The sequence below is a fragment of the Campylobacter sp. BCW_6877 genome, assembly GCF_001762445.1.
GTDB classification, from domain to species: Bacteria; Campylobacterota; Campylobacteria; order Campylobacterales; family Campylobacteraceae; genus Campylobacter_D; species Campylobacter_D jejuni.
This window is the reverse complement of record NZ_MJWW01000050.1, coordinates 1-21,478: the sequence shown is the minus strand read 5'-3', so window position 1 is coordinate 21,478 and position 21,478 is coordinate 1. Positions and strand designations below refer to the sequence as shown.

Annotated in this window: 21 protein-coding genes; 8 read left to right on the top strand and 13 right to left on the bottom strand. The window is 29.8% G+C overall.

From position 1 onward, the window contains the following. The 5 genes from AJ936_RS06940 to AJ936_RS06920 all read right to left on the bottom strand — a co-directional run. Nucleotides 1–701: Cj0814 family flagellar-dependent secreted protein (locus AJ936_RS06940; RefSeq protein ID WP_407918712.1), on the bottom strand; the 701-nt coding region annotated here is incomplete at its 3' end. Nucleotides 702–787: 86 nt separating this feature from the next. After that, nucleotides 788–1,507: a 3-deoxy-manno-octulosonate cytidylyltransferase gene (gene kdsB / locus AJ936_RS06935; protein WP_002856736.1), complete on the bottom strand. Its 720-nt coding sequence runs from the start codon at nucleotides 1,505–1,507 to the stop codon at nucleotides 788–790. Continuing rightward, a complete protein-coding gene (gene thrC / locus AJ936_RS06930) occupies nucleotides 1,504–2,916 on the bottom strand; it encodes a threonine synthase (protein WP_002878020.1) in 1,413 nt (470 codons plus the stop codon). Before thrC ends, kdsB begins: the two co-directional genes overlap by 4 nt. Beyond that, nucleotides 2,913–3,839, bottom strand: a complete 927-nt coding sequence (locus AJ936_RS06925; RefSeq protein WP_002865989.1) for a tetraacyldisaccharide 4'-kinase — start codon at nucleotides 3,837–3,839, stop codon at nucleotides 2,913–2,915. Before AJ936_RS06925 ends, thrC begins: the two co-directional genes overlap by 4 nt. A 3-nt stretch (nucleotides 3,840–3,842) precedes the next feature. Then, nucleotides 3,843–4,583, bottom strand: a complete 741-nt coding sequence (locus tag AJ936_RS06920) for an NAD+ synthase (RefSeq protein WP_002865990.1) — start codon at nucleotides 4,581–4,583, stop codon at nucleotides 3,843–3,845. A 73-nt stretch (nucleotides 4,584–4,656) separates the two neighbouring features. On the opposite strand from AJ936_RS06920, the gene AJ936_RS06915 reads away from it, so the two are divergent. Then, nucleotides 4,657–5,253 (top strand): MBL fold metallo-hydrolase, encoded by a 597-nt coding sequence (locus AJ936_RS06915; RefSeq protein ID WP_002881148.1) that lies wholly within the window; start codon nucleotides 4,657–4,659, stop codon nucleotides 5,251–5,253. Nucleotides 5,254–5,264: 11 nt separating this feature from the next. Then, entirely contained in the window at nucleotides 5,265–5,570 is a 306-nt protein-coding gene (locus AJ936_RS06910) for a hypothetical protein (protein WP_002867958.1), read from the top strand. A 40-nt stretch (nucleotides 5,571–5,610) separates the two neighbouring features. Here AJ936_RS06910 and AJ936_RS06905 read toward each other — a convergent pair whose 3' ends face one another. The 7 genes from AJ936_RS06905 to murJ are packed head-to-tail and all read right to left on the bottom strand — an operon-like array spanning nucleotide 5,611 to nucleotide 14,190. Further along, nucleotides 5,611–6,390: an enoyl-ACP reductase gene (locus tag AJ936_RS06905; protein ID WP_002852476.1), complete on the bottom strand. Its 780-nt coding sequence runs from the start codon at nucleotides 6,388–6,390 to the stop codon at nucleotides 5,611–5,613. After that, entirely contained in the window at nucleotides 6,390–7,286 is an 897-nt protein-coding gene (gene dapA / locus AJ936_RS06900) for a 4-hydroxy-tetrahydrodipicolinate synthase (protein WP_002881147.1), read from the bottom strand. The genes AJ936_RS06905 and dapA overlap by 1 nt, the downstream gene beginning before the upstream one ends. Continuing rightward, a complete protein-coding gene (locus tag AJ936_RS06895) occupies nucleotides 7,279–8,529 on the bottom strand; it encodes a pitrilysin family protein (RefSeq protein ID WP_002881146.1) in 1,251 nt (416 codons plus the stop codon). The genes dapA and AJ936_RS06895 overlap by 8 nt, the downstream gene beginning before the upstream one ends. Beyond that, entirely contained in the window at nucleotides 8,526–9,584 is a 1,059-nt protein-coding gene (locus tag AJ936_RS06890; protein WP_002872967.1) for a quinone-dependent dihydroorotate dehydrogenase, read from the bottom strand. The genes AJ936_RS06895 and AJ936_RS06890 overlap by 4 nt, the downstream gene beginning before the upstream one ends. Nucleotides 9,585–9,615: 31 nt before the next feature. Further along, nucleotides 9,616–11,358 (bottom strand): ABC transporter ATP-binding protein, encoded by a 1,743-nt coding sequence (locus tag AJ936_RS06885; RefSeq protein WP_002881145.1) that lies wholly within the window; start codon nucleotides 11,356–11,358, stop codon nucleotides 9,616–9,618. Beyond that, on the bottom strand, nucleotides 11,351–12,739 hold the full coding sequence (gene cysS / locus AJ936_RS06880; RefSeq protein WP_002881144.1) for a cysteine--tRNA ligase: 1,389 nt from the start codon (nucleotides 12,737–12,739) through the stop codon (nucleotides 11,351–11,353). Before cysS ends, AJ936_RS06885 begins: the two co-directional genes overlap by 8 nt. After that, entirely contained in the window at nucleotides 12,739–14,190 is a 1,452-nt protein-coding gene (murJ, locus tag AJ936_RS06875) for a murein biosynthesis integral membrane protein MurJ (RefSeq protein WP_070274238.1), read from the bottom strand. Before murJ ends, cysS begins: the two co-directional genes overlap by 1 nt. A 103-nt stretch (nucleotides 14,191–14,293) precedes the next feature. On the opposite strand from murJ, the gene AJ936_RS06870 reads away from it, so the two are divergent. From AJ936_RS06870 to AJ936_RS06845, 6 genes are read left to right on the top strand one after another with little or no spacing between them, the layout of a single operon-like run. Then, nucleotides 14,294–16,153, top strand: a complete 1,860-nt coding sequence (locus AJ936_RS06870; RefSeq protein ID WP_070274237.1) for a flagellar assembly protein A — start codon at nucleotides 14,294–14,296, stop codon at nucleotides 16,151–16,153. Continuing rightward, nucleotides 16,129–16,680 (top strand): Holliday junction branch migration protein RuvA, encoded by a 552-nt coding sequence (ruvA, locus tag AJ936_RS06865; RefSeq protein WP_002881140.1) that lies wholly within the window; start codon nucleotides 16,129–16,131, stop codon nucleotides 16,678–16,680. Before AJ936_RS06870 ends, ruvA begins: the two co-directional genes overlap by 25 nt. Before the next feature lie 9 nt (nucleotides 16,681–16,689). Next, nucleotides 16,690–17,730 carry a D-alanine--D-alanine ligase gene (locus AJ936_RS06860; RefSeq protein WP_002881138.1) on the top strand — a complete coding sequence of 347 codons (1,041 nt, stop codon included), beginning with the start codon at nucleotides 16,690–16,692 and terminating at the stop codon, nucleotides 17,728–17,730. A 59-nt stretch (nucleotides 17,731–17,789) separates the two neighbouring features. Continuing rightward, nucleotides 17,790–18,005 (top strand): type II toxin-antitoxin system Phd/YefM family antitoxin, encoded by a 216-nt coding sequence (locus AJ936_RS06855; RefSeq protein WP_002852622.1) that lies wholly within the window; start codon nucleotides 17,790–17,792, stop codon nucleotides 18,003–18,005. Between the two features lies 1 nt (nucleotide 18,006). Beyond that, nucleotides 18,007–18,726 (top strand): alpha/beta fold hydrolase, encoded by a 720-nt coding sequence (locus AJ936_RS06850; protein ID WP_002881137.1) that lies wholly within the window; start codon nucleotides 18,007–18,009, stop codon nucleotides 18,724–18,726. Next, complete coding sequence (locus AJ936_RS06845) at nucleotides 18,727–20,154, top strand: UDP-N-acetylmuramoyl-tripeptide--D-alanyl-D-alanine ligase (protein ID WP_070274236.1); 1,428 nt, start codon at nucleotides 18,727–18,729, stop codon at nucleotides 20,152–20,154. A 58-nt stretch (nucleotides 20,155–20,212) separates the two neighbouring features. Here the strand turns inward: AJ936_RS06845 and AJ936_RS06840 are convergent. Next, nucleotides 20,213–21,478, bottom strand: a 1,266-nt coding sequence (locus AJ936_RS06840; protein WP_070274235.1) for a Cj0814 family flagellar-dependent secreted protein, incomplete at its 5' end; no start/stop codon positions are given.

Sequence of the window (21,478 nt, the reverse complement as noted above, 5' to 3'; positions counted from 1 at the left end):
GTAATATTCATTCTATTATTTGGATCATTAAAATTCATACATTTATCTCCACCTACAGCATATCCACTAGGCATAGAATTTATATCTGCTTCACTAAAACTTGTTTTATCACTTGGAAAACTTTGACCTAAAGCATTAGAAAAAAGATTATAATATTGTTTTATGGTTTCAGCCATATCTATATTAGAATAATATTTATCTACACCTAGATATTCTCTTATATCAGAAACATTATATTCAGCCACTCTTTCTATCTCATCTAAAGTAGATTTATGTATCTTAAAATCTTCAGGAAGTCCTGCAGCTTTATTAAAATCACTTCCCATATAACCATCTTTATCTACACTATAACCATAAGCTGTATTAGTAGAAGTATTACTTATATCTGCTTGTTTATATTTTAGAGTATAAATAGAGTTTTTAAATTCACTAGATATATCATAATTAGGAGAACTTGTTTTACTACTTATACTAAAATTAGTATTATTGCTAGTATTTGTTGTATTAGTAGAATTTAATACTTCACTTCTTGCTAGAGTTTGTGAATTTGCATTTTGAATTTCATTTAACTTACTAGCATTTTGTTTTAAAAAAGCATTAGCAAAACTTATTTTAGAATTTTCTTTACTTTCTTTATTGGCTTTACTTTGTGAAAGTATAGAATTATAGTTTGAGTTATCATTGATACTAAAGATACTCATATTAATTCCTTGATTTAGATTTTTTTGCCTTCAATCTAAATATATTAAAATAATATAAGCAAAATCTGTTCCGTTTTGGGGTGGAGTTATTTTTCTAAATAAATTTTTAAAGCCCTTTCATAGTCTTCTTTAGTATCAATCCCCATGCTTGTTGTTGAAATTTCAAGCATTTTGATTTTTTTACCATTTTCTATAGCTCTTAATTGCTCTAACTTTTCCGCTCTTTCAAGCGCAGAACTTGATAAAGAACAAAACTCCCTTAATGCTTTTACACTATAAGCGTAAATGCCTAAATGCCCTTTAAAACTTTCCTCGTAATTTTCTCTTTCATAAGGGATTTTAGCTCTTGAAAAATACAAAGCATACCCTTCTTTATCGCAAAGCACTTTAACCAGATTAGGATCCATAGCTTCTTCTTGAGTGATTTTTTTATAACAACTCGCCATAAAAGCTTTTTTATCCAAGCAAGAACTTGCAAATTCTTTAAATTTTAATAAATTTTCACATTCTATAAAAGGCTCATCAGCTTGGACATTGATAATAATCTCATCATCTTTTAAAGCTAGTTTCTTACAAGCTTCATTAATCCTATCCGTACCGCTTTCATGATCTTTGCTTGTTAAAACCGCATTTAGACCATATTCTTTAGCGATACTTAAAACCTTTTCATCGTCTAAAGCTATACAAACTTCATCCACGCTACTTACTCTTCTTGCAGTAGCCACAAACATAGGCACTCCACCTATATCACATAAAATTTTCTCATGAAAACGACTTGATTTTAATCTTGCAGGAATAATAATCATTTTTGCATCCAATCTAAAATTTCTTTTTTTATATTTCTGGCTTCAAATACCTTTTCATCGCTATTTTTCAAATCAAATAAAGTCAAAATTTCATCTTTAACTTGGACATTAAACTCTTTAGCTATAAATTTTAAATCTTCTTTTTCATTCTTAGAATCCCTATCATATAAAGCTTTTATCATACTTGGAGTAAATTTTGTCCATTCTGCTGTAGAAGTGATAATGCTAGGTTTTAAAGGATCAAGCATTTTAAAACAAGTTGCGGTATGCGGATCAATTAAAATTTTACTTTGTTTGATAAATTGCATACATTCTTCATCGGTGCAAAAATCCGCCTCAAAATCTTCTTGCAAACTTTGTAATTCTTCTTTTTCAAGTTTAAAATATCTCTCATTTTTTAACAAATTCATCAGTTCTTTAGTTCTTTTATCTTTAAATTTCGCAAACAAAAGTCTTTCGATATTAGATGAAATAAGTATATCCATAGCTGGAGAAATAGTCTTCTTAAGACTTTTTTCACGCAAATCATAAACGCCTTGATTAAAAAATTCACTCAAAATATTATTTGCGTTTGAAGCGATTTTGATTTTTGAAATTTTAGCTCCCATTTTTTTAGCATAAAAAGCTCCTAAAGCATTGCCAAAATTTCCACTTGGAACGATGATTTGTACTTCTTCTAAAAACTCATTAAAAAGTTTTAAACTCGCATAATAATGATAAATAATCTGAAATAAAATACGCCCAAAATTTACAGAATTAGCTGCGCAAAGCTCATAATTTAAAGCTTTAATTTCATTTTGAAAATCTTTTGAAAAAAGCAATTCTTTTAAAGTGCGTTGCGCTGCGTCAAAATCCTCATCTATGGCAAAAACTTTCAAGTTATCCTTATCTAAAGCTCGCATTTGCAACTCTTGAACTCCACTTGTGCCACCTTTTGGATACATACAAGCTACTTTAACATTTTTTGCATTTTCAAAGCTTTTTAGGGTTGCAGGTCCTGTATCGCCGCTTGTAGCACAAATAATTAAAATATTTTTATCCTTTGAAAATTCACTTAAAAGCACGCCAAAAGGCTGCAAAGCCATATCTTTAAAAGCTCTTGTAGGTCCATGCCAAAGCTCGTTAATATAGGTTTTTTCAGAGATTTTTTGCAAAGAAATAGGTGTATTTTTATCATCAAAGCTTTCGTAACTTTTCAAAGCCTTTTTAAAAAGCTCTTCTTCGCCAAAACCAAAACTTTCTATAAGCTTTAAAGCAAAATCTTTATAAGACAAATTGGCATATTTTTCTCCTTCAAAAATAGGCAAATTTAAAGGTGAGTAAAGCCCTCCTTCTGGGGCGTTTGGGTTAATCAAAGCTTCCTTAAAACTTGATACATTTTTTACATTTCTACTCTCGACCAATTTCACTGTTCAAACTCCTTGATATAAGTTTTTATTTTTTCTCTTAATGAATCTTTTAATTCTATATTTAATTCTATAATTTGACATTTAAAACCAAAATCTTTAACTTTAACAAAATCCTTAAAAGTAAGCATTAGTGTATCGCAATTATGTTTTTTTAGCAAATTTTCTAATTCTTCTTTTTTAAACTCATAATGATCTTTAAAAAAATAACAAGCCCTTGCTTTGATAAAATGCTCATACAATCTAAAAGGTTTAGCAATAGCAGTTACCAAAACAGCCTTTGGATTTTCTTTTACAAAAGAATAACGCACAAAATCCCTGCCTTCTAATGCAATAAAATCAGCCCTTTTTTCATAAAATTTCGGCAAACGATAAGCTCCACTTGGCAAGGTAAAATTAAAATAAGGTTTGATTTTGCTTTCAAGTAAAATATCAAATTTTTTAATATGAAATTTAGAAAAAGCATCATCAAGTACAACGATTTTAGCTCCCAACTCAAAAGCTTTTTCAATACCTTTTACTCTATCTTCGCTCACAATCACACCTTTGATATTTTCTTCAAAAGCATACTCCATAGCTTCATCGCCACTTTGCGTTAAGGTGCATAAAATTTCATTTTGATTTTTAACAACAAACAAACCTTTAGACTTTCTTTTATAGCCCCTAAGCACTATAAAAACGCCATCAAATTCCCTTGCTATAGCTTTACAAAGCGGGGTTTTTCCATTACCTCCAAAACTTAAATTACCAACGCTAATAACAGGCTTTTTAAAAACTATTTTTTTACGAAAAAAAGTATTTAAAATCGCAAAAAAAGCATAAAACACACTTAAAGGTAAAAGTATAAAAGCAAGGCATTTTTGCCAAAAATTAGGCTTAAAAAAATAATTATCAAGCCAAAGTTCATAATTTTTTTCTTCACTCATTGTTTAAATTTCCAAAATTTCAGGCATTTTTCCCTTAAAAGTATTTTTTTGCATGCGATTTTTTAGCATAGCAATCAAAGAAGGATCAAGCGTTCTTAAAAGTTTTTCATCATTAGTTTCTAAGGCTTTTAAACCTTCATCGATTTTTGCATAAGAAAAACCCAAATCCGCCTCATCGCTTTGATTTTCCCAAAGATCCGCACTTGGAGCTTTTTTGATAAAATTTTCATGCAAGTTAAGGTATTTTGCTAAGGTATAAATTTCACTTTTATAAAGCGATCCTATAGGATTAAAAGCACAAGCTAAATCTCCATAAATCGTACCATAACCCAAAAGTAATTCGCTTTTATTAGAAGTGCCTATGACTAAAGAATTTTTCAAAGCAGAATAATCATAAAGCAAACTCATTCTAATACGCGCTGCAAAATTTCCCAAAGATACTAGAGTGGTATTTTCACTTTGCTTTATAAAAGCATCTAAAATGCTTTGAATTTCTATGATTTTATATTCAAGATTTAAATCCGCACAAAGCCTTAAAGCATCTTCAAGATTGGCTTTGTTTGAAATTTGAGTTGGCATTAAAAGAGCAAAAACATTCTCTTTTAAAGCTCTTTTACAAAGCGTTGCTACCAAAGCAGAATCAATCCCGCCACTAAGCCCCAAAACCACACCTTGACTTTGAGAATTTTTCACTTTTTCTTGTATAAAATCACACATTTTTTCCGTAATCTTTTGCCAATCCATAAAGCTTGCCTTTTAAAAATTTAATGTATAATTATATTTATTTAAGGCAAATTTTTCATTAAAGAGGTAAAAAATGCAAATTATCAAACAAGCTTGTGGAGCTTATGAGACAAATTGTTATATTTTATTTGGTGAGCATGGAGAAATTATCATTGATCCTGGTTTTGATGCACTAAATTTCATCAAAAAACATGTAAAAAATCCTTTAGCGATTTTAAACACTCACGGACATTATGATCATATTTGGGATAATGCCAAGGTTAAAAAAGAATACAACATCCCCATTTATATTCACAAAAATGATGCTTTTATGCTACATGATGATTTCAATCAAGGCTATGATTCTAGCGATGCGGATTTTTTAGTAGATAATGAAGATATTTTAAATATTTACGGAGTTGATTTTAAATTTCACTTTTTACCAGGACATACACCAGGTTGCACCATGATAGAAATTGTAGGTAAAAATATCATGTTTAGTGGAGATTTTTTATTTTATAGAAGCATAGGAAGATGGGATTTTCCTTATTCAGATGCAAATTTAATGAAACAAAGCTTAGAAAAAGTTATGACTTACAAAGAAGATTTTAAACTTTTGCCAGGACATGGACAAGAGACTACTTTAAAGGAAGAGCAAGTCCATTTACCCTCTTGGCTTAGATACTTTTAAGGTATATTAAAATGGAATTAGATCAAATTTTATTATATGCTTTTATTTTTTTAAATCTTTTTGCCCTTTTTGGTTTATTTTTGGGAAATAAAAAGAAAAATCAATTTAACGATAAAAAATTTTATAAAATCTGCCCATGTAAAAAAATGGCAGAAAATGGATCTTTAAGTACGATTTGTATTTATTCAGCTGTGGGAGGATTTTTTTACAGCGTATTATCTATAGGTTTTATAGGTTTTGGTAATTGGACCTTAAATTTTATTTTTTTACTTGCATTATTAAGTGTTTTTTTAGGATGGAAATTAAAACTTGATTGAAAAATATTTTTAAGAAAAATCCATTGATTTTTCTTAATTTTTATTTAAAAGTTGTACCACCATCAACGATGAAAGTATGTCCTGTTACCCAACTTGCCTTACTTGAACAAAGAAAAAGACATGCTCCAGCCAAATCTTCAGGCTGTCCCATGCGATTTAAAGGGCTTAAATTTATAGTAGCCTGTTTTACTTCTTCATAATTTGTAAAAGCTCTTAAAGCATCAGTTTCAATAGGCCCGCCACTTACGACATTTACACGGATATTTTTTTCTCCAAGTTCAGTAGCCGCATATCTTGCCATAGCTTCTACGGCAGCTTTTGCTGTGCCATGACCTGAATAATTTTCTATATACACTAAATTTCCCGTAGATGAGATAGAAATAATGCTTCCACCCCCTACTTTTTCCATCCTTTTAGCTGCTTCTTGTGCGCCCACAACAAAAGCATTCACTGTGGCTGTAAAGATGTTATTAATTCCTTTTGGTTTTAATTTCATAAATTTAGTATAACCACCTACAACCGCACGTCCTGAAATGATAGCATTTGAGATAAAATAATCCACCCTATCAAAATCCACATCAATTTTTTCAAAAAGTTCTTTATAAGTTTCAGGTTCTAAGATATTAAATTCATAAGCTCTAGCTTTGATTTTATAATTTTTCTCCAAATCTTGCACCATTTCATCAGCAATTTGCGCATTAGAATTATAAGTAAAAGCTATATTTGCACCCACTTTAGCAAATTCATAAACTATAGCTTTGCCTATCCCGCGAGTTCCACCGCTGATTACTAAAGTTTTTCCTTGAAATTCTGTATTCATTAAAATCCTTTGATCTTATATTTTTTCATCACTTCTTCAATTTTAGCAAAATTTTCCTTACTTGGAGGACAAAGAGGAAGTCTAAACTCCAAACTTTCTATCAATCCAGCTATATACATAGCCGTTTTAATAGGAATAGGATTACTTTCGCAAAATAAAATTTTATTGATATTATAAAGCTCATCATTGATTTTTTTAGCTTCTTTATAATTTTCATCTAAAGCAAAATGAGTTAAAGCGCTAATCATATCGGGTAATAAATTTGAAGTTACTGAAATCACTCCCTTTCCACCATTTGAAAGTATAGGATAATTGATCGCATCTTCTCCCGAAATAAGCATCATTCTAGGTTCGTGTGCAAGCAAATCCACACACTTATCGATATTTCCACTCGCTTCTTTTACTCCATAAATATTTTCACAATCTCTAAAAAGCTTGATAGTAGTATCTGTTGAAATTTCACAACCTGTTCTTGCTGGAACATTATATAAAAGCACAGGAATATCTACACTTTGCGCAATAGCCTTATAATGCTCGTAAAGTCCTTGTTGTGTAGGTTTATTATAATACGGTGCCACACTTAAAATCCCATCAGCACCATGTTCTTTAGCAAATTTAGCCAAACCCACTGCCTCATGAGTTGCATTACTTCCCGCACCTGCTAAAACCTTAACCTTAGTTCCTTTGCAAGTCTCAACGGCTATCTCTATACAAGTTCTATGTTCTTCATGAGTTAAAGTTGCACTTTCTCCTGTTGTTCCTACTGGAACTACTGCATCGATGCCATTTTCTATTTGTCTTTTAATCAATCTTGCATAACTTTGCTCATCAACTTTTCCATTTTTAAACGGTGTAATAAGGGCCGTCATTGCCCCAATAATAATATTTTTATCCATTTGAATCCTTTCTTAGAATTACCGTAGTTGAATTTTCTTGAATAAAATATTTTTTAGCACAAGAAATCAAATCTTTTAATTCCAAATTTTGTATATCTTTCTCATAATTTAACAAAGGATCGATATCCCCTCTTGCTAGATATGAACCATAAATATTTGCCACTGCACTAGCATTGTTAAGTGAGAAAATAAAATCACTTTTGACATTATTTTTCACTCTTTGCAAATCTTTTTGAGAAATTTTACCCATTTTAAGTTTATCAATGATTTTTAAAAGCTCTTTTTCTACTTTTTCTGCATTAACATTGGGGTTACAATTACAAATAAAAATAAATAAATTTTCATCTATACAATCATTAACATAAGCATAATAATCATTGATTAAATTTAATTTATCAATCAAAATTTCACTCATTAAAGAACTTTTTCCACTTCCTAAAAGCTCGGATAAAGCATTTAAAGCAGGTATATCTTTGTGCTTGAAATTTGGAATTTTATAAGCAAGGGCTAATAGTTCAGTATCTGAGTTTTTATGCAAATATATTCTTTTTGCTCCATCTTGCTTAGGCTCTTTTGTGTGAATTTTAGGTATAGTCTTAGTATTTTTAATCTTTTCAAAATGTTTTTTTGAAAGCTCAAAAACTTCTTTACTTTCTATATCGCCACTTACAAGTAAAATCGCATTTTTAGGTTGATAGTAAATACTGTGAAATTCTTTAATATCTTCAATGCTCCAATTTTCTATATCCTTAAAAAAACCTATAGGAGTCCAATGATAAGGATGATACATAAATGCGTGATTGAAAAGTCTAAAATAAAGATATCCCAAAGGATTATTATCTGTTCTCCATCTACGCTCTTCTAAAACCACTGCTCTTTCAGGCTGAAATTCTTCATCTTTTAAATTTAAATTCGCCATAAGTTCCGCAAAAAGCTCTAAAGCTTTATCTAAATTTTTCTTCGCACATTTAATATAATAATGAGTATAGTCAAAACCTGTGCTTGCATTATCCACACCACCAAAACCCTTAACAATCTCATCAAATTCGCCAGCTTTTAAATTTTTAGTACTTTTAAAATTTAAATGTTCTAACATATGAGCTATGCCACTTTTTCCCATGATCTCATTTCTTGAACCCACCTTATAAAAAATATCAACGCTAATCACATCGCTATTTTTATTTACAGGCAAAGCATAAATTTCAAGCTTGTTTTTTAATTGAATTTTTTCATAAGCAATCATTTTAAATTTACCCCAACAGCTTCGCTAATGTGTAAAAAACCATCTTTTCTCAAAAGCTCTATAAGATTTTGATTGATATTTTTTACCAAAGAAGGACCTTTAAAAATCAAAGCTGTATAAACTTGCACCAAATTAGCCCCATTTTTAATACGCTCATAAGCAATATCAGCACTATCAATCCCTCCACTTGCAATAAGCAAGGTTTTGCCAAAAAGAATTTTAGCTACTTCTTTGAAAAAAATACCACTTTTTTCTGTAATCAGCCTTCCGCTAATACCACCAAAAGTACGATTATTATCTAGCAAGCTATAATCAACACTAGTATTGGCTAATATAAACCCATCTGCACCTTTTTTAATGGCATTTTCACATAAATTTAAAGCATCATCTATTTTCATATCAGGAGCAATTTTTATCAAAATAGGCTTAGAAGTGATTTTTTTGGCTTCTTCAAGCAAGGTATTTAAAAAATCATCATTTTGCAACTCTCTTAAATTTTTAGTATTAGGAGATGAGATATTAACGATAAAATAATCACACAAATCCTTAAAATCTCTAAACAAAGTAAAATAATCCTCCAAGGCTTTGTCATTTGGAGTGATTTTATTTTTCCCTATATTTACCCCTAAAGGCAAAACAAAAGGATAAGTTTTTGCGAGTCTTAAAGCAATCTTTTCAGCACCTTCGTTGTTAAAACCCATAGCATTTTGTATACTTTCTTGTTTTACAAGTCTAAATAGGCGTGGCTTTTCATTGCCTTCTTGAGGTTTTGGAGTAAAAGTTCCCACTTCCAAAAAGCCAAATCCTAAAGCACTCAAAGGTCTTATCATAGTGGCATTTTTATCAAAGCCTCCTGCTAAACCTACAGGATTATTAAAATCAAGTCCAAGTAAATTTTGCCTTAAACTTTCATCATCAACTATATATTTGTGTGCTAAAAAACTTAAAGCTCCTGGAAAACTAGCACTTAAAGCCCTTAAGCTATATTCAACCAAAGCATGTGCATGCTCAGGGTTTAACTTAAAAAGTAAAGGTTTTATCATTTCATAAGCCATTTTTTAATCCTTTTTGAAATTCTAACTAAAATTAACTAAAGCTAGGCTTTGTTTTTTCTTTGCTTTTAAATTTTTGATACAAAGAACAAGTTTGCAAAAGCTCTTCATCTTTACCTATTGCCAATACCTTGCCCTTATCCAATACTACTATTTTATCTGCATTTTCTATAGTGCTTAAACGATGTGCAACCACTAAAATCAATCTGTCTTGTTTTAAGTTTTCTATAGTTTTAACTATTGCTTTTTCACTTTCATTATCCAAAGCTGAAGTTGCTTCATCAAAAATAAGCACATCAGGATTTTTATATAAAGCTCTAGCGATTGCTATTCTTTGTTTTTGCCCTCCACTTAAGTTCTTACCATGTTCTTTCACTTCAGCCCAAATCCCGCCCATTTCTTTAACAAATTCATAGGCATTGGCCAATTTTAAAGCTTGGATGACTTTTTCTTCTTCTAACTCTTCGCTATAAGCAATATTTGCAGCAAAACTATCATTAAAAAGATAAATATTTTGCGTTACAAGTCCTATTTTAGCATGTAAGCTTTCTATGGTAAAAGTGCTAATATCTTCTTGATTGAGTAAAATTTTACCTTTTTGTTTTTCATAAAAATACATCAAAAGATTAATAATAGAAGATTTACCACCCCCACTTGTCCCTACAAGAGCAAGCATTTGCCCTTTAACAAAATCAAAATTTACGCCTTTTAAAACACTTTTATGCGGGTTTTCATAAGCAAATTCAACATTTTCAAAGCTAATTTTTTCAATGTTTTTTAATTCTTTGCTTCCACCTTTAATTTGAGGTTCTAAATCCAATAAATAAAAAGTTCTTTCACTTGCCGCAACAGCACCTTGAAGTTTTCCATATAAAGACGAAAGACGCTTTAAAGGAGTATATATCGCAAAAAGTGCCGAAACAAAACTGATAAAACTTCCCACACTCATAGAACCATTGATAACCTCTCTACCCCCTACAATAATCACCACAGCAACCCCAACAGAGCCCATCATATCCATTAAAGGACTTGTAAGTGCATCAATACGTGCGGATTTTAGGTTTAATTTACACAAAGTATCATTATGCTTAGCAAATTTATCACTTTCTTTTTTTTCATTATCATTAGCTTTGATCAATTCAATATTTGAAAAAATTTCACCCAAATAAGAAAGTAAATCCGAATTTGTTTCTTGTATATTTCTTGCATATTTTTTAAGTTTTTTAGCAAACCATACCAAAGGAAAAATAGCTAAAGGCAAAATCACTAAAGCAAAAAAAGCCAAAGTAGGACTTTGATACAAGACTACTGCAAGCAGTCCTATAGCAGTTAAAAGCTCTCTAAAAAAATCAGGAATAATGTTTGATACTATGCTTTGAAGTGCATTAATATCATTAGTACAACGACTTACAAGCTCTCCGCTTCTATAGCGTTTAAAAAAATCCATATCCAAGCGTAAAATATTTTTTAAAACCCTAGCACGCAATACTCTTAACATATCTGTTCCTATAAAGGAAACATAAAAACTTTGCAAATAAGTTCCAAGATTTTTAAAAAAATACATCAATACTAGCAAAAAAGGCACTGTATAAAGTAAAGCTTCATTTTTTTCAACGAAAATATAATTTAAAATAGGCTCTAAAGCATAAAAACTTCCAGCAGTTCCTCCGCTTGCTAAAATCATACCAAAAATAGCTATAGCAAATTGCTTCCAATATCTTTTATAAAAGGGCTTAAAGCGTATTAAAACCTCTTTTAAATTCATCTCATTATGCATTTATTTTCTCCCAAATTGTTCCATTTGGAGTATCTAAAAGAGTGATTTTTTTATTACTTAGTTGTTCCCTTATTGCATCAGCTGTGTTAAAATCTTTGTTTTTCTTAGCCTCAGTTCGTTCTAAAATTAACTTTTCAATTTCTTCTCGTTCTTCTTTGCCTACACCCCATTGAAAATATAAAGTTGTATCCATAAAACCAAAGCCAAAAATTTTAGCTAGCTCACTTAAAGCTTTTTTGATATTTTGTTTTAAAATTTTATTTTTGCTTTCTTTATCCAACTCTAAATTTGCATTACTTATAAAATCATCCAAAAGAGCTAAGGCTTTAGAAATATTTAAATCATCATTTAAAATCTCTAAAATTTGCTTAGCAATTTCGCTTTTTATTTCAATATCATTTAAAACATCAAAATCAGAAATTTCACCTAAATCCAATCTTTTTTTAAGGCGATAAAATTTATCTAAACGTTTTTTAGCATTTTCTAAATCCGATAAAGAATAATTAAAATGAGATCTATAATGAGAACTCAAAAGATAAAATCTTAGAGCCTCGCCCATAAATTCTTTTAAAGCATCTTTTATGAAAAAACTATTATTTAAACTTTTACTCATTTTTTCACCATCGATTTTTACAAAACCATTGTGAAGCCAAATATTTGCTAATTTTCTCTTACATCCACAACGACATTGCGCAGCCTCATTTTCATGATGAGGAAAAAGCAAATCTATCCCTCCAGCATGTATATCAAGAGTATTTTCAAAAATAGAATCAATCATAGCAACACATTCAGTATGCCAACCCGGACGCCCTTTGCCAAATTCACTTTCGTAAAAATTTTCATCAAATTTCCAAAGCACAAAATCGCTTTCATTTCTTTTTTGCACTTCATTACTTAAACGAGAGATATTTTCTTCTAAATTGCGATTTGATAGGCTTAAATATTTTTCATCTTTACTTGTATCAAAATAAATTCCATCTTCTAGAGTATAAACAAACCCATCCTTGGCAAGCTTTTTAATCAAATCAAGCATAGCTGTTATATAATGCGTTGCACGAGGCTTAAAATCGGGATCTAATACATTTAAAGCCCTCATATTCTCTTCATAACTTTTGATGTAAAATTCCGTAATTTCCTCTAAAGTTTGACCACTTTGAGCCATTTTTTTTAAGATTTTATCATCAATATCTGTGTAATTTCTAGCAAATTTTACCCTATTGCCCTGAGCAAGTAAAACCCTACGCAAAAGATCAAAGCAAACACTACTTCTTGCATGTCCTAAATGTGCATCATCATAAACCGTAGGTCCGCATAAGTAAATACTAATATCTTTTTTATCAAGTTTTATTTTCTCTTTTACTACACTGTCTAACAATCTCATTAAAAAACTCCTTTAAAACTTGTAAAAATTCCTATAAAAAAACTTAAAATATAAGGTTTGATCAAAATAAGTAAGATTGTAAAAACAATCAAAGCAACTATAACCAATAAGCAAATTTTAATAGATATTAAAGCAAAAAATTTCTTAAAACCAAATTCTTTGATATTAGCTCCAAGCAAATAAAAAGCACTAATAGAGCTTGAAAGTGCTACTGCAACAACCTTTAAACTTTCATCTTTAATCAAAAATATAAAAGCCATAGAACATAAAGCACTGATAATTAAAGATTTTACCGCGATCCAAGCTGCTGTTTTTTGTTTAAATTTTGCATAAAGCCACAAAGAAAAAAGCTTTTGCAAACCAAAAGGTAAAAGCCCTATAAGATAAGCAATCAAAACATAAGCCGTAATCACACTATCTTCGTGAGTGAAATTTCCTCTTTCAAATAAAAGCTTTGAAATTTCCAAAGCAAACACAGAACCTACAATACTAGAAGCAATAAGCAAAATGCTTAAAAGTGCTAATGCTCTTTGCATAAATTTTAAGGCTAAATTTTCTTGATCACTTTTTAAATGTTTTAAAATTTTTGGAAAAGAAACTTGAGTTAAAGCAATAGCAAAAAGTGCCAGGGGGAGTTGGAAGACACGATTTGCATAATAAAGATAAGAAATACTCCCGCTCATTAAAAAACTAGCTATAGTTGTATCAAGCAATGAGCTAAATTGAGTCGCAGAAGAACCTAAAACTCCATGAAAAAAATTGCCATAAAAACCTTGTAATTTCGCCTTGGCTTTTTTAAATTTTATACTTAAAGTCATAGCACGTATTACAGGATTGTTTTTTAAAACAAGCAAATGTAAAATAAGCTGTGCCACCCCACTTAAAACCGTTGCATAAGAAAAATAATAAAGTGTATTTTGCGGTGCATTTTTATCCACAAAAAAGGCAGCTATAACAATACTTAAGTTAAATAATGCCGCAGAAAAAGAGGTAATGAAAAATTTTTGTCTATAATTTAAAATAGCTCCTAAAAAAGTAACTAAAAAAATAAAAAACAAATACCAAAAATTAATCGCCACCAAAGGAGCCGCTAAAGCTATAGTATCTGCGTTAAACCCAAAAGCAAAAAGCTTGGTAAAAAAAGAGGAGAAAAAACTTACCAAAAGACAAAATAAAAAAACTATAAGGCTAAATTGCATCATTACACTAACGCAAAAAGCTCCTTTTTTTTTCGCTTTTACAAAATTAGGCAAAAAACTTTGTCCAAAAGCCCCTTCTGCAAAAATTCTTCTAAAAAAAGCAGGCATTTTTAAAGCCACAAAAAAAATATCACTATAAAGCCCTGCTCCTAAAAAAAGCGCTATTAAAACATCTCTAGCAAGCCCTAAAATTCTTGAAAATAAAATTCCTAAAGCATTGATAATAAAATTTTTAAATACTAAACTCTTCATTAAATTTTTTCATAAATTTCAAAATATAAAGAGAACTATTTTAACTAAAATTGATTAAAAATTGACTATAATTACATTCTTAATTTTTTACAAGGGGAAAGTTTTGGCTTTGGATGAAAAAATTATTGCCTATACAGAAAATCCAGCTCGAGAGCTTTTAAGCGTAGCTTCACGAACAAACCTTAGCTTAAATGAGCTTGATTTTAGTTTATTGGCATTTTCTACACAATATCGTTTTGGAGATTTAGAATGGGAAAAAATCTCTGAAAAAGAATTAACTCTTTTTGATAAAGATGAAATTTTTTTAAAAAATGATCTCCAAATCAAGCAAGAATACAAAATAGAAATTTTCCACGGTATAAACCAAAGCAAAGCATCTCAAGCAGTCAAACTAGTTGCGAATAAAAATTTAACCAAAATAATTGCTCAAATTGATTTTACAAATTTAGACTTTCATGAAAAACTAGCACTAGAACTTTTGCAAAATATTTATAAAAAGATGTTGAAACTTAAATTTTTAATAGGTATCCGCATTTTTGATTTTAAGAAAAATTTAATGTCTTTTTGCAATCAACATAAAAACACCCCTTTAAATAAAACTATACAAATCACCGTTGCACAAGGTATTGATCCTATAGAAAGTCAAGATGAATCCCTGATCTTGACTTATAAAGAAAAAACCAAAAACTACACTATCGATGAAAAACGCTCAGGTATTATTGTTGTTGATGAAAATGAAGTTGTTTTAAAACACGCCAAATTTAAACAAGGTAAAGAAGGAAAAGACTTAAATTTACACACCTTAAAAGTTTTAGCCACAAATGAAAATAAAGTTAAATTTTCTTGTTCTTCGGCTTTTAAACAAGTAGAGCAAGATGGATACACAGAATATATAGCTTTAAAAAAAGGTTATGTAGTACAAGATGGTGAAAAATTTGATATTGCCAATGAACTAGATTTTAATGGGGTAGATTTTAAAAATATAGGGATTATAAGAGCTGGACTAGACAAAAATGTCAAAATCAATATAAAATTTCTTTCAGAAGTAAAAGATGCTGTAAATTCTGGTGTTGGGATAGAATGTGAAGAATTAAATGTAGTCGGAAGCGTAGGAAGCAACACTCAACTTAATGCCACCAAAATGAAAATTGAAGGCACTACACACTCTAAAGCCAAAATTCAAGCCAAACAAGCCTATATAAAAACTCATAGAGGATTTGCGGAAGCCGAAATTTTAAATATAGATTTGCTCGAAGGTGGAACAATCAAAGCCAAAGAAGTGAGAATTAAAAAAAGTTTAGGCGGAAATATACAAGCTGATAAAATCTATATAGAAAATTTAGAAAGTAATAATTCTTGTGTGTTTTTTGAAAACACCACAATAGAACGCATTAACGGGGGTAACAATAAATTTCATGCTAAAATTAAAACTCTTGATAAAAATTATGATGAAGAATTTGCGATTTTAGGAGAGCAAATTTCTAAGTTAAATCATAAAATAAATAAAATAAGACAATACATTTTATCAAGTAAAAATGGAATTTTAAGCGTTGAAAAAAAGATAACAGAACTTAAAAATCAAGGTCAAAATGTTCCTGTACAATACGAAAAAACCCTAAAAGATTTCTCTTTACAAAATCTTGAATTAAATAAACTACAAAATGAAGAAAAAGAACTTCTTGAACGCAAAAAATCTTTACAATTAGAATTAATCAATTTACAAAAAATGCTTTTTGAAGCAACTTTTATAAATAAAAGTGGCAAATGGACTGATATGAATGAGATCAAATTTTCACTTCTAGAGCCTAAAGAAGATATTTTTTACTCTTCATTTGTTAATGAAAGTGCTAAATTTATAGGCATTAAAAAAGTCATACAAAACAACCAAGAAAGTATAGAAATACATAAAAAATTAGATTATGAAGAAAAGGATATAGCATGGTTGTCGGCATCGAAGGAATAATCACAAAAAAAGAACCTACTTTTATCATTGTTAAATGCGCTAGTGGTTTAAGCTATGGGATATTTATTTCGCTTTTTTGTTCTGCTAAAATTCAAACTCAAGAAAAGCATGAGTTTTTTATTACTCAAATCATCAAAGAAGATTCTAATAAATTTTATGGTTTCTTGGATAAGGACGAGCAAAAAATGTTTGAAATGCTTTTAAAAGTCAATGGAGTGGGTGCAAATACTGCTATGGCAGTATGCTCTAGTCTTGATGTAAATTCTTTTTACAGAGCATTAAGTTTAGGCGATGAAAGTGTGCTTAAAAAAGTACCTGGCATAGGTCCAAAAAGTGCAAAACGCATTATAGTAGAACTTTCTGACACAAAAACCAAACTTGAAAATGTAAGCGATGATAAAAGCGAAGCCTTAGCCGCACTTCTTACTCTAGGCTTTAAACAAGAAAAAATCATAAGTGTTTTAGCAAGTGCTCAAGCAACAAGCACAAGCGAACTCATCAAAGAAGCTCTTAAAAAACTAGGATAAAGGAATAAAATGAAATTTGCAATACTTTTTGGCGGAAATTCTTATGAACATGAGATCAGTATAGTAAGTGCTGTGGTACTTAAAAAAGTTATCAATCAAAATTTAGAATTTATTTTTTGCGATGAAAAAAGAAGGTTTTATCATATCCCAAGTGAAAAAATAAATTCTAAAACTTTTAGCACCAAAGCTTATAAAAAAGAAAAAGAACTCTTCATCAAACAAGGAGGTTTTTTTAGCAAAGGTTTTTTAAAAGAAAATAAACTAGAGTGCGAATGCGTGATCAATCTTATCCATGGTAGAGATGGAGAAGATGGAAAAATTGCAGCTTTATTTGAGTTTTATTCTATTAAATTTATAGGACCTAGGCTTGAAGCTAGTGTATTATCTTTTAACAAAGAACTTACCAAACTTTATGCCAAAAGCGTTGGAGTAAAAACACTTGATTATACCATGCTAAGAAAAAATCAAAACTCTAAAGAAAAGCTTAGTTTTCCTTGCATTATCAAACCTGCAAGACTTGGAAGTAGTATAGGTATTAGCATAGTAAAAGATGAAAAAGATTTAGAATACGCCAAAGATGTAGGTTTTGAATTTGATAATGATCTTGTAGTAGAAGAATTTAAAAACAATATCAAAGAATACAATCTTGCAGGATGCATGATCAATGATGAGTTTGTTTTTTCTATCATAGAAGAGCCAAAGAAAAAAGAATTTTTAGACTTTGAACAAAAATATCTTAGCTTTTCAGGACACAATGAGCTTATAGAAGCAGATTTAAGCGAAGAATTAAAAGAAAAACTCAAAGATAGCTTTAAAAAGATTTACAATCCTTTGTTTAAAGGTGCTTTAATACGCTGCGATTTTTTTATACTGGATAATGAAGTATATTTAAATGAAATCAACCCAAATCCTGGTTCTTTGGCTAATTATCTTTTTAAAGATTTTAATACCACTTTAAACGCTTTAGCTGATCAAATTTCACTTGAAAAAATGATAAAAATCAACTACAACTTCCTTCACTCCATCAACGGACAAAAAGGAAAATTATAAGCTTTTAAGTCAAAATACGTTAAATTATACATAAAATTTAGCGTATTTTAGGAAGAAAAATGCTCTCTTTTAAACAAGATGAAATTTACACTGCCACTGAAGTGGTAAGAAATTTTAGCCCCATTATGGAAAAACTTAAAAAAAGTGAAAGTGGAAAAATAGTTATTTTAAAAAATAACAAATTTGAAGCTGTAATGCTTAGTATGAAAGAATTTGAACGCTTACAAAACGCCATGCAACTTTTAGAAAATATCTACAAAAATCAAAAGGCTTAAAATGGCTCAAACTCAACTTTCTTATAAAAACAAAACTTATCAAATTTCTTATGAAATTTTAGGTGATCTTTCCTTACCGCAAATACTTATCTTACACGGCTGGGGAGCTAATAAAGAACTTATGAAGCAAAGTTTTTGTCCTTTTTTAAAAGATTTTTGTCAAATTTATATGGATTTAGCAGGTTTTGGAAATTCAAGTGTGGAAGAAATTTTAAACACTCAAGATTATGCCAATATCACAGAACTTTTTTTAAAACAAAAAAAACTCAATATCTGTTTTTTCATGGGGCATTCTTTTGGTGGAAAAGTAAGCACCCTGCTCGCAAAAGAAAAAGACATCCTAATCTTACTTTCAAGTGCGGGAATTTTGGCTAAAAAATCCCTAAAAGTGCGTTTTAAAATCCGTATTTTTAAAATTTTAAAACTCTTTGGTTTGGGGAAATTTTATCGCTATTTTGCTAGTAAAGATGGAGCAAATCTTAGTCCTATGATGTATGAAACCTTTAAAAAGGTTGTTGATGAGGATTTTAGTGAAATTTTTGCCAAGCAAAAGGCTAAAAGTTTGATTTTTTGGGGAAAAAGCGATGAAGCTACGCCTTTATATTGTGGCGAGAAAATGCATCAATTTTTAAAAAATAGCACTTTTTATCCTTTAGAGGGGGATCATTTTTTCTTTTTAAAACATTCTGCTTTCATAGCTCAAAAAATTAAGGAAATTTAAATGCTTATCAATACTCTTTATTTTATCAATTCTTTATTTTTTAATTTTTGTATAGCTTTTTATCTTATGAGTGCTTTACAATGGTATTCTTATAAATTTAAGCGCGTGTTTTTTCATTATCATAAACCTTTGTGGCATTTGTATTTTTTATTTATTCCTTATTTTTTATTCTTAGCTTTTCCTTTATACTCTTTGGCATATTTTGCATTGATCCATACTTCGATTTTGTACTTTTGGAACAAAGGTATAGATAAAAAGCTTGTTTTTACAAGCAAGGTCAAATGGTTTTTTGTTTTTGTTTTTGTTTATAATGCTATTTTTGCTATCCTTGCTTTGCGTTTTTCTTTTCTTTTTAATCTTTTTAGTCTTCCTTTTGCTTTATTGAGTCTTAAAATTTATGAGTTTTTTACAAATTTATATTATAAAAAACAAGCCAAAGCCAAACTAAGAGCCAATGAAAATTTAAAAATCATACTCATTACCGCAAGTTTTGGAAAAACAAGTATTAAAAATTTTCTATACGAACTTTTAAAAGATGACTTTAAAAGCTACAAAACACCACGCTCTGTCAATACCTTGCTAGGTATAGTTGCTGATATCAATACCAATTTAAGCCAAGATACTCAAATTTACATAGCTGAAGCAGGCGCTAGACTTAAAGGCGATATCGATGAAATCACGCGTTTTTTACAACCTCACATCAGCATAGTAGGAGAGATAGGCAATGCACATTTAGAGTATTTTAAAAGTGTTGAAAATATCCGCTCAACCAAACTTGAAGCCTTAAATTCCAAAAGACTAGAAAAGGCTTTTTTACACTCTAGCGCCCAAAAAGAAGAAGATAAACTCATTAGCCTTTATGATGATAAATTAAGTCTTATTCATTCAAGTCTTGAAGGTTTAGAATTTAGGGTAAATATAGAAAATAAATCCTATGATTTTAAAAGTCAAATTTTAGGGAATTTTAACGCGCAAAATCTTTGTGTTTGTATACTTTGCGCTCATTATCTTGGCATAAAGCTAGAAAAAATTCAAAAGCAAGTTTTAAATATAAACTCCGTAGAACATCGCTTGCAAGTGCTTTCAAGAGAGCCTAAATTTATCATAGATGATGGTTTTAATGGAAATTTTAAAGGTATGAGCACAAGCTATAAACTTTGTAAAAGCTATAAAGGACGAAAAGTTTTAGTAAGTCCTGGTATAGTGGAAGTAAGCGAAGAAGAAAATATAAAACTTGCTAAAATCATCAATGAGTGTTTTGATCTTGTTATCATTAGCGCACAAATCAATGCTGAAATTTTCAAAAAAGAGTTAAAAATAAAAACCATTATACTTAAAGAAAAGAGTCAGCTAGTTCAAACTCTGGCTAAAGAAACAAAAAACGGAGATTTAATACTCTTTTCAAACGATGCGCCTAGCTTTATGTGATTCGCATAAGTATTTGCAAATGTCATCATTTTTAATTTGACTTCGTGCAAATACTTCTTTAAACCCTAGTTTGTCCTATAAGATTATTTAATCTATCCATTATAGATCCAACATAAGAATTTATACTTTCACTACTTGCTTTCCAGCCATTAGCAAGAGCTTGTTTAATCTCAGCGTCTAAAGCCCAATTGCCTAAAGCTTGCTTAGGAGACATACCCTTTTCATACATATAAAGCTCTCCAGCTATACGACCTCTATCAAGTTCATATTTTAATAAACTTGCAAAATCAACCTTACCTGTCATGATATCAGTCAAATCAACGCTAGTGGTTGAAAAACTCTCCTTAGCCATAGCTGTATTGTAAGCTTCTACTTTTGGATTAAGTGTAGTTTTTGGACTCTCAACGGGTTGTCCACCTTGAGATTTTAAAAAACTCATAAATAAATCTTCTTTAGTATAAGTTCCATCTTCATTTTTTGGATAAAATGACATATCAGGTTTAAAATCACATTCATATTTAGCTTGAGAAACATTTTTTATTTCTTCTAAGGATAAACCTAAGGTTTCAGGTTTTAAACCATTAATCATATTTCCAGAATCAGCCCAAAGATCATCAGCTTTCTCTGCTTGTTCTGATGTTTGATAGACATTTGAAACTAAAGCTCCAGAAAAGTCTTTTAAATGAGTAATATTCATTCTATTATTTGGATCATTAAAATTCATACATTTATCTCCACCTACAGCATATCCACTAGGCATAGAATTTATATCTGCTTCACTAAAACTTGTTTTATCACTTGGAAAACTTTGACCTAAAGCATTAGAAAAAAGATTATAATATTGTTTTATGGTTTCAGCCATATCTATATTAGAATAATATTTATCTACACCTAGATATTCTCTTATATCAGAAACATTATATTCAGCCACTCTTTCTATCTCATCTAAAGTAGATTTATGTATCTTAAAATCTTCAGGAAGTCCTGCAGCTTTATTAAAATCACTTCCCATATAACCATCTTTATCTACACTATAACCATAAGCTGTATTAGTAGAAGTATTACTTATATCTGCTTGTTTATATTTTAGAGTATAAATAGAGTTTTTAAATTCACTAGATATATCATAATTAGGAGAACTTGTTTTACTACTTATACTAAAATTAGTATTATTGCTAGTATTTGTTGTATTAGTAGAATTTAATACTTCACTTCTTGCTAGAGTTTGTGAATTTGCATTTTGAATTTCATTTAACTTACTAGCATTTTGTTTTAAAAAAGCATTAGCAAAACTTATTTTAGAATTTTCTTTACTTTCTTTATT